The organism is Kaistella sp. (assembly GCF_049588135.1).
GTDB lineage: Bacteria > Bacteroidota > Bacteroidia > Flavobacteriales > Weeksellaceae > Kaistella.
In genome coordinates this window covers 1-8,893 of record NZ_JBAVFG010000121.1, presented here as the reverse complement: position 1 = coordinate 8,893, position 8,893 = coordinate 1, and the positions used below count along the sequence as shown (strand labels likewise).

Sequence of the window (8,893 nt, the reverse complement as noted above, 5' to 3'; positions counted from 1 at the left end):
GACGTAAAAACGGAAAACATCAATTTAAGTATTGCTTCCGACAAAAAATCTTTAAGAATAGAAACCGTCACTTTCCGCGATAAACTGCAGCTGGGACAAAAAGAAAAATGGACGGTTAAAGTTTTAGGAGAAGATAAAGAGAAGATCAACGCGGAAGTTTTGGCGAATATGTACGATAAATCTTTGGATCAGTTTGCTGGCAATTCTTTCTCGTGGCAGAAATTATATCAGCAGTATTTCAGCATGAATTCTTACGGTATTAATGAAAGTTTGTCACAGAGAAATTACAGTAAAAGAGTTCCTTATTTGAAAACTAAAAATGTAAATGTTCCTGAATTCAATTGGTTTGATGGTGAGATTTATGGAAATGTAATGTACAATAGAGTATTGGCTCCTATGGCTTCAGCGAAAGAAGTGCGGGAGTCGAGCGCTATCGATGAAGTAGTTGTTACAGCTCTTGGAGTCAAAAGAGAGAAAGGTAATGTAGGATATGTGTCTGATACCATAAAGACTAAAGCGATTGAAGAAGTTAAAGTGGATTTAGACAAAATTGCAGTCCGTCAAAATCTGAACGAAACCGCATTTTTCTACCCCAATTTATTAACCGATAAAGACGGAAATATCACCTTTGAATTTACTTCGCCTGAAGCTTTAACGCAATGGAAACTGATGTTTTTGGCGCATACCAAAGATGCCCGTTCTGCAACTTTAGAAAAATCAGTTATTACTCAGAAAGAATTTTCCGTCACTCCAAATTATCCACGTTTTTTACGCGAAGGTGATGAACTGAATCTGCAGTCGAAATTGTCGAGTGTAGTCGACAAAAAATTAAGTGGAGTAGCGCAACTTCAGATTTTAGATGCTTTTACGAATGAAGATATTTCCAATAAATTTAATTTAAATGAAACTCAGAAATCATTTAATTTAACAGAAAACGGAAATTCTGTCGTGAACTGGAAACTGAAAGTTCCGAATGATGTTTCTTCGATTATCATTAAAATCGTTGCGAAAGCTGGAGCTTTCTCCGATGGCGAACAAAAAGCAATTGCTGTTTTACCGAACAGAATGTTGGTGACGGATGCGGTTCCGATTTTTGTGAAAGAAGGACAAACCAAGACTTTTGTTTTAGAAAATCTTAAAAATAATACTTCAAAAACCGCTACAAATGTTTCCAATACTTTGGAACTCACGACAAATCCGATTTGGGAATTGATGTTTGCGTTGCCAAGTTTAAAAAACGACCAAAATAATTCTGCGGATGTGGTTTTCAACAAATGGTTTGCTGATGTTTTGGCTTCCGAAATCTTCAAAGCAAATCCGAAATTGAAAACGGTTTTTGATGAATATCAAAGCAAAGGTTTATTGACTTCAAATTTGGATAAAAACCAGGAACTGAAACAATTGCTTTTAGAAGAAACGCCTTGGGTTTTGGAAAGTAAAAATGAAACCGAACAGATGGAAAAATTGGCAAGATTATTCGATGCCAATACGATGCGAAATTCCATTAACGAAGACTGGAGCGAATTGCAGAAACTGCAAAATCCTGATGGTGGATTTTCTTGGTATCAAGGTTATCCGAGTTCGTATTACAACTCGCTTTATATTCTTAAAAATTTAGGAAAAATTAATGAATGGCTGAAAGGAAATGTGGAAGATTATCAAAGTTCTGAACAAAAAGAAATGGTTGCAAAACTCATTAATTACGTTGATTCTGAAGTGAATAAATACGGACAAATTGATAAGAAAGACGTTGTTAATAATTACGTTCTCGATTATCTCAACACCCGAAATTATTGGGAAAAACAATATCCTTTAAAAGCGAAAGGAACAGCGTTGAAAAATGCGGTTATTTCTAAAGCCAAAACCGAAAAAATAACCGATTTCACATTCTTTGGTTTGCACCGATTGGCGATTTTATTTAATGATTATGGCTTAAAAGATATTTCGAAAAAATTCCTGACATACCTAAAAGAAACCTCGACTGATACCGAAACTCAAGGAGTTTATTGGAAACAAAATCTCAACGATTGGGGTTGGTATTCTTCGAAAACCGTGAATCAGGCGGGAGCTTTGGAAGCATTCCAGAAATTAACGCCGACTGATGAAAACTTTATCGAAGAAATGAAAATCTGGCTCGTTACGCAGAAAGAAGTGAATTCTTGGGGAAGTTCGCGCGGAACGGCGGAAGTGATTTTTACGATTTTAAATTCTGGGAAATCTTGGACTTCCACAGAAAGCGATAAAGCAACGATTATTTGGGGCGGAAAAGAATTGACGAATTTTGATGCGAAAGCAACGGGTTACGTGAAAACTTCCGTAAAACCTTCCACTATCGACAAAAATTTAGGAACGGTAACGGTTACAAAACCTGGAGCAGGAATTGTTCAAGGAGGTTTATTTTGGCAATATTATGAGGATTTAGACAAAATAAAATCTTCGGAAAATTATATTTCGATTTCTAAAGAATTGTACAAAAAAGTGAAAACCGTAAATGGGGAAGAATTGATGAAAATCACGGAAAATTCTCCGCTGAAAGTTGGTGATAAAGTAACGGTAAGAATGATTTTGAATACCGACAGAAATATGGAATTCATTCATTTAAAAGACATGAGAGCCGCAGGTTTCGAGCCACTGAACGTGATTTCTGGCTACGAATGGAAAAACAATTTAGGATATTATCAATCCACAAAAGACGCTTCCACGAATTTTTATATCGAATACATGCCGAAAGGAAAATATGTTTTCGAGTACGATTATGTTTGCAACGCTTCGGGAACTTTCAGCAACGGAATTACGACTTTGCAAAATTATTACGCGCCGCAAATGAACGTGCACACGCAAGGAACGAAGGTGACGATTTCGGAATAATTTATTTTTCGAAATTTTAGGAAAACTAAAATCCGTTTCATTTATTTGAAACGGATTTTTTTGATATGAAAATATTTGTTAAGAAATAGTTTCCGGATTCTTAGATTTTTGGTAATGAATAAGAATCAGTACAAAACCGATAAATGCCATGAACGCGCCAACCAACGAAGGATAGTTGAAACTCAAACCGTAAACCAACGGAATTCCTCCGAAAAATGCGCCTAAAGAATTTGCCACATTAAAAGAAGCCTGCATAAAAGCCGCTCCCATCATTTGAGAATCTTTCGCCGCTTTGATCATCATAATATTAATGGGCGTTCCAACCGACATCGACAAAACTCCGCACCCAAAAGTGAGTATTAAAACCGAAATTTTATTATCAGAAAAGAAGAAAACTGCAATCAAGATTAAAACCATTGAAAGCATTAAGATTCCGGCTGCCAAAACGGGTTTCATTCGATCTGCCATGAAACCACCTAAATAATTTCCGACTACCATTCCGGCGCCTGCCAAAATCATAATATAAGAAACCGAGTTTTCAGAAAAACCTCCAACATTGGTAAGATAGGGTGCAATATAACTGAACCACGCAAACAAACCACCGAAACCAATCGCCGTAATCGCAATGATGTTGAGCGCTTTTTTGGTTTTGAAAAAGGCAAGATCATCTTTCAGGCTCGGTGTTGCGACAGGTTTTATATTGGGAAGCCATAATTTTAGAGAAAAAATGGTGATTAAACCCAACAAAGACACAATGCCAAAAGCAATTCGCCAACTCATATTATGACCAATATAAGTAACGAAAGGAACCATTGCCAAATTCGCAGCGGCTAAACCACTGAACATCATGGCAATTGCTTGTGCTTGTTTGCCTTCTTTGGCTAATTTCACGGCAACCACCGTTCCTACACCGAAAAATGCGCCGTGAGGCAATCCTGCTAAAAACCGAATAATCATTAATGAATAATAATCGGGGGCTAAAGCGGATAAAGCATTAAAAATAGTGAAGATAATCATTAAAGCGATCAACGTTTTTTTAGGAGGATGTTTCACTGAATAAGCGACCAACAAAGGCGCTCCCACAACAACTCCGGCTGCGTAAGAAGAAATTAAATGTCCGGCTTCGGGGATGGTTATCGCTAAGGATTTAGCGACATCGGGCAGTAAACCCATAATTACAAATTCGGTAGTCCCAATCGCCAATCCTCCCAATGCTAATGGGAGCAAGTTTTTCGTCATCATCTATTCAAAATTTCAAGGTGCAAAAGTAATGAGAATATCTCTTTTTAAGGTTGATTTGTTATGATTCATATCTATTGCAGCATTAGATGAAAAAATGAAGAAGAAAATTTACTTACAGTGAAGTTTAAAATAAATGAGCATTTAATTTAAAAAACACCTAATTTTGTTTTAAAGCAAAAAAATAAAAACTATGGAAAATGTTTTCGATGCTAAAGAAGCTCAAAACTATATCGACAGAATCAACAATCTTACTCCCGAAACCCAAAGAAATTGGGGGACAATGAGTGTGGATCAAATGTTAGCGCATTGTAACGTAACTTATGAAATGATCTACGAACCGCAGAAACATAAAGCTCCAGGTGGAATTGCAAAATTTATTTTAAAGAGTTTTGTAAAATCAAAAGTGGTCGGAGAAAAATCATATCCGAAAAATTCGCCAACTGCGCCTCAGTTTAAAATAAATGGAGAACAGGATTTTGAGGAAGAAAAAAAGCGATTAATCGGTTTCATTCAAAAAACACAGCAACTTGGAAGAGAAGCTTTCGACGGGAAAATGTCGCATTCTTTCGGGAAACTTTCTTTCCAAGAATGGAATAATATGTTGGCGAAACATCTGAATCATCATCTCGCACAATTCGGGGTTTAATTTAAGAGCCAAGAATCAAGAACGATCGACCAAAAACGATCAACCAAAAACACAAATCATGAAAAAAATTCTATTCTTTCTACTGTTGATAAGCAGTTTCTCTTTCGGGCAAATGCCCAATATTGCTAATGTTTGGATGAATCATTCGAAACCATATTTAGGAACTATTGGTGACGAGAAAACGCCATTAAAACTGAAAATTAATATTTCCGAGCAAAACAAAAAGAACGATCAGGAATATTTTGTTTCGGGTTTTTCTTTGGTAGAAGGAAACAACACGAATTTCGAAGGGAAACTGAGAATCACCAAATACAAAGACGGCAAAAAAAGAAGCACTGTTTTTGGCGAATACGATTTGGCGGAAGAAGTGAAAGGAAAACATTCTGGGATTTTCAAAGGGAAATTTATTTATACCTTTATATGGAATAAAAAAACGGAGCAAATCGAAGGTCAATTCATCGAATTCATCGGCGATTGGAAGAGTTACGACGGCACTTTAAATTTTAAAACCAACTGGAAAAATCAATAATATGGTAAGAAAAATAGTAGCAATTCCAGCCGGATTAATCGCCGGAGTTATTGGGATTTCGTTGTTTCAAATTTTGGGTCACAAATTGTACCCACTTCCGGCGGGAATGGATCCCAACGATATGAATGCAATGAAAGAATATGTGACTTCAGCTCCTTTTATGGCGTTGTTTTTTGTCATTATTTCTTACGCAGCCGGCGCATTTTTATCCGGATTTGCATCGACAAAAGTTGCAGGAAACAATGATAAAATTTTTGCCTTAGTTTGCGGCATCATTTTCCTTTTGCAATCCATTTATATGATGTACACATTGCCAACGCCTATTTGGTTCTGGATTTTGGGAATTGCGGTTTGGGGATTGGTTTTTGTGGGCTATAAATTGGCTTTAAGTAAAAAATAATTTTTTAGAAGCAAGAAATTTCAGAGCTTCTCAGAAATTTCACACCCGCTTTCCGCTCTATCTTTTGCTACACTTCGTTTCGCAAAAGGATGCCGCTGCAATCGGGGCTAAAAGAACTTTCAGTTTGTCTTTCCACTAAAAAAAAACAAAAAAATATGAATATTGAAATCATCAATTACGAATCAAAATACCGCGACGATTTTAAAACCCTGAATACCGAATGGCTTCAAAAATATTTTGTGGTTGAGGAATTTGATGAATATCAACTCTCCAATCCAGAAACCGAAATTATCGACAAAGGCGGCAAAATTTATCTGGCAAAAATCGGAGAAAAAATTGTCGGAACTTCAGCTTTATTGAAGGAACACGACATTTATGAACTCGCGAAAATGGCGGTTACAGAAGATTTTAAAGGTCACGGAATCGGGAAACTTTTAATGCAACATTGCATCAACGAAACCCGAAAATTAGGAACAGAAAAACTCATGCTTATTTCGAATCGAAGCTTAATTCCTGCCATCGAAATGTACAAAAAATTCGGTTTCATCGAAATTCCTTTAGGAAATGTTCCTTACGAAAGAGGAAATATTAAAATGGAATTGAAATTCAAGAATTAAGAATTAAAAATAAAGACCTGACAACTAACAACTAACAACAAAAATTATGGCAACAGTAAACGTTTATTTAACTTTCGATGGCGAATGCGAAGAAGCATTCAAATTTTATCAATCTGTTTTCGGAGGCGAAATTCCTTTTATGGGAAGATTTGGCGAAATGCCACCACAAGAAGGAATGCCGCCAATTTCCGACGATGTAAAAAACAGAATCATGCACGTTTCACTGCCCATTTCGGCAGAAACAATGTTAATGGGAAGTGATTCCATGCCCGGAATGCACACCATCACCAAAGGAAATAACTTTTCACTTTCTGTGAACGCAAATTCGCATGAGGAAGCCGAAGATTTATTCAACAAATTATCCGTGGGAGGAACGGTAACAATGCCGCTTGCAGATACATTTTGGGGCGCATATTTCGGGATGTGGACGGATAAATTCGGCATCAACTGGATGGTGAATTATGACGATCCTACGAAACAGCAACATTAATTTTTTAAGAATATGAAATTTAAACTGTTGAAATTTTTCAACAGTTTTTTTATCTTTATAAAAACAAAAAAATCATGTCCGAAAACAAAACCAAACCCACCGAAGTTTCAGTAGAAGAATTCATTAGAAACTCGGATCCAAAAAAAATAGACGATTCTTTCGAATTGGTGAAAATCATGGAAAAACTTTCCGGCGAAAAAGCAAAAATGTGGGGTCCATCGATTATCGGTTTTGGAAATTACCATTACAAATACGAAAGTGGGAGAGAAGGCGATATGTGCAAAGTTGGTTTTTCGCCGAGGAAATCTGCGTTTTCACTTTACGTTTTACATTGCGAACCCGAATCGAAAAACTCACTCGTTTCCCAATTAGGAAAAATAAAAATGGGAAAAGGATGTATTTATTTCAAGAAACTCGATGATTTGAATGTTGATATTTTAGAAAAATTGATTGAAAATTCTTTAACAGAAACTAAAAAACGTTACGGATGATTTTATAAATAAAATTGCCAGGAATTCACGAATTGAAAATATTCGTGCATTCCTGGCAAATTTTTATAAGAAATTTCTCTTAATTCACATTCTCCAAAATCACCGCATAACCTTGCCCAACGCCAATACACATCGTTGCCAACGCATATTTTTTTCCAGATTTATTTAATTCTAAAGCGGCAGAATAGGTAATTCTCGTTCCACTCATTCCGAGAGGATGACCGAGCGCAATTGCGCCACCGTTTACATTTACTCGCGGATCGTCATTAGCAATTCCCAGTTCTTTCAAAACAGCAATGCTTTGTGCGGCAAACGCTTCATTCAGTTCAATAATATCAATTTGATCTAAAGTTAATCCGGCTCTTTTCAATGCTAATTTTGTGGCATCAACGGGACCAATTCCCATAATTCTTGGCTCAACACCAACGACTGCGGAACAAACAATTTTTGCTAAAGGTTTTAAATCATATTTTTTCACCGCATCATCCGAAGCGATGATTACTGCGGCAGCTCCGTCGTTTAATCCCGAAGAATTTCCGGCAGTCACAGTTCCGTTTTCTTTTATAAAAGCGGCTCTTAATTTTCCTAAAACGTCAAGCGAAGAATTTGGTTTGATGAATTCATCTTTATTAATGACAATTGCATCACCTTTTTTTTGTGGAATAATGATGTCACAAATCTCTTCGGCTAATCTTCCGCTTTCTTGTGCTATCGTCGCTTTCATTTGAGAATTCAAAGCAAATGAATCTTGTTCTTCACGGGAAATATTATATTTAGTAGCTAAATTTTCGGCGGTTTTTCCCATGGCATCAATTCCGTACATTTTTTCCATGGCAGGATTAATGAAACGCCATCCAAAACTGGAATCGTACATTTTAGAATCTGTTCCGAAAGCTGATTCTGACTTCGATAAGACATAAGGTGCTCTCGACATTCCTTCGACACCGCCAGAAATAAACAAATCGCCTTCACCAGATCTGATGGCTCGCATTGCCTGAACAATCGAGCTCATTCCAGAAGCACACAATCTGTTCACCGTTTCACCCGGAACATTGATTGGAATCCCGGCCAAAAGAAGCGACATTCTAGCAATATTTCGGTTGTCTTCTCCAGCTTGGTTTGCACAACCAATAATCACGTCATCGATTTTATCTAAAGGCAAATCCGGATGTTTTTCGATTAAACTCTTGATAACTGAAGCCATCAAATCATCGGTTCTTACCGGTGCTAAACTTCCTTTGAAACTTCCGATTGCAGAACGGGTTCCGTCAATAATATATGCGTTATTCATTTTTTGTTTTTTTAATGAGCGTAAATTTAAGAAAATAAAAAAGACTCTTGAAATCGTATGTATTTGTTTTCCTATTCACGAAAGTTATTATTTTTAGCCTAAAATAGACTTCAGTTCACTTAGATGAAATTTTAATTAAATTTAAAAATGTGTTCGGCAGATTCTTTGCTGTGTTCACCGTTTTTTATACGACTTATAGGAGAACAAAAACTCAAATCGATTTTTGGCCTTGATTAATAGAATGATTTTTAAAACTAAATACAGACAACTTATTCATTATTCGCTGATTGCGTGTGTTTTGTGTATTCAGGTCATCATT

General features: G+C 36.4%; 9 protein-coding genes. 7 read left to right on the top strand and 2 right to left on the bottom strand.

The window, feature by feature from the left end; translation table 11 throughout:
- Positions 1-2,868, top strand: a 2,868-nt coding sequence (locus tag WBY99_RS06950) for an alpha-2-macroglobulin family protein (RefSeq protein WP_423975606.1), incomplete at its 5' end; no start/stop codon positions are given.
- Positions 2,869-2,946: 78 nt separating this feature from the next.
- Here the strand turns inward: WBY99_RS06950 and WBY99_RS06945 are convergent.
- Complete coding sequence (locus tag WBY99_RS06945; protein ID WP_423975605.1) at positions 2,947-4,110, bottom strand: MFS transporter; 1,164 nt, start codon at positions 4,108-4,110, stop codon at positions 2,947-2,949.
- A gap of 190 nt (positions 4,111-4,300) precedes the next feature.
- Here WBY99_RS06945 and WBY99_RS06940 point away from each other — a divergent pair, with 190 nt between their 5' ends.
- The 6 genes from WBY99_RS06940 (at position 4,301) to WBY99_RS06915 (ending at position 7,283) form a co-directional block, all read left to right on the top strand.
- Positions 4,301-4,756, top strand: coding sequence for a DUF1569 domain-containing protein (locus WBY99_RS06940; protein ID WP_423975604.1), 456 nt, complete (start codon positions 4,301-4,303; stop codon positions 4,754-4,756).
- Between the two features lie 58 nt (positions 4,757-4,814).
- Entirely contained in the window at positions 4,815-5,285 is a 471-nt protein-coding gene (locus tag WBY99_RS06935; RefSeq protein WP_423975603.1) for a hypothetical protein, read from the top strand.
- A gap of 1 nt (position 5,286) precedes the next feature.
- Positions 5,287-5,685 (top strand): hypothetical protein, encoded by a 399-nt coding sequence (locus tag WBY99_RS06930; protein WP_423975602.1) that lies wholly within the window; start codon positions 5,287-5,289, stop codon positions 5,683-5,685.
- 155 nt (positions 5,686-5,840) lie between these two features.
- Complete coding sequence (locus WBY99_RS06925) at positions 5,841-6,302, top strand: GNAT family N-acetyltransferase (RefSeq protein WP_423975601.1); 462 nt, start codon at positions 5,841-5,843, stop codon at positions 6,300-6,302.
- Between the two features lie 46 nt (positions 6,303-6,348).
- Positions 6,349-6,792, top strand: coding sequence for a VOC family protein (locus WBY99_RS06920; RefSeq protein ID WP_423975600.1), 444 nt, complete (start codon positions 6,349-6,351; stop codon positions 6,790-6,792).
- A gap of 74 nt (positions 6,793-6,866) precedes the next feature.
- Positions 6,867-7,283 (top strand): DUF1801 domain-containing protein, encoded by a 417-nt coding sequence (locus WBY99_RS06915; protein ID WP_423975599.1) that lies wholly within the window; start codon positions 6,867-6,869, stop codon positions 7,281-7,283.
- Positions 7,284-7,362: 79 nt separating this feature from the next.
- Here the strand turns inward: WBY99_RS06915 and WBY99_RS06910 are convergent, their stop codons facing one another.
- Positions 7,363-8,574, bottom strand: coding sequence for a 3-oxoadipyl-CoA thiolase (locus WBY99_RS06910; protein WP_423975598.1), 1,212 nt, complete (start codon positions 8,572-8,574; stop codon positions 7,363-7,365).
- Positions 8,575-8,893: the final 319 nt, after the last annotated feature.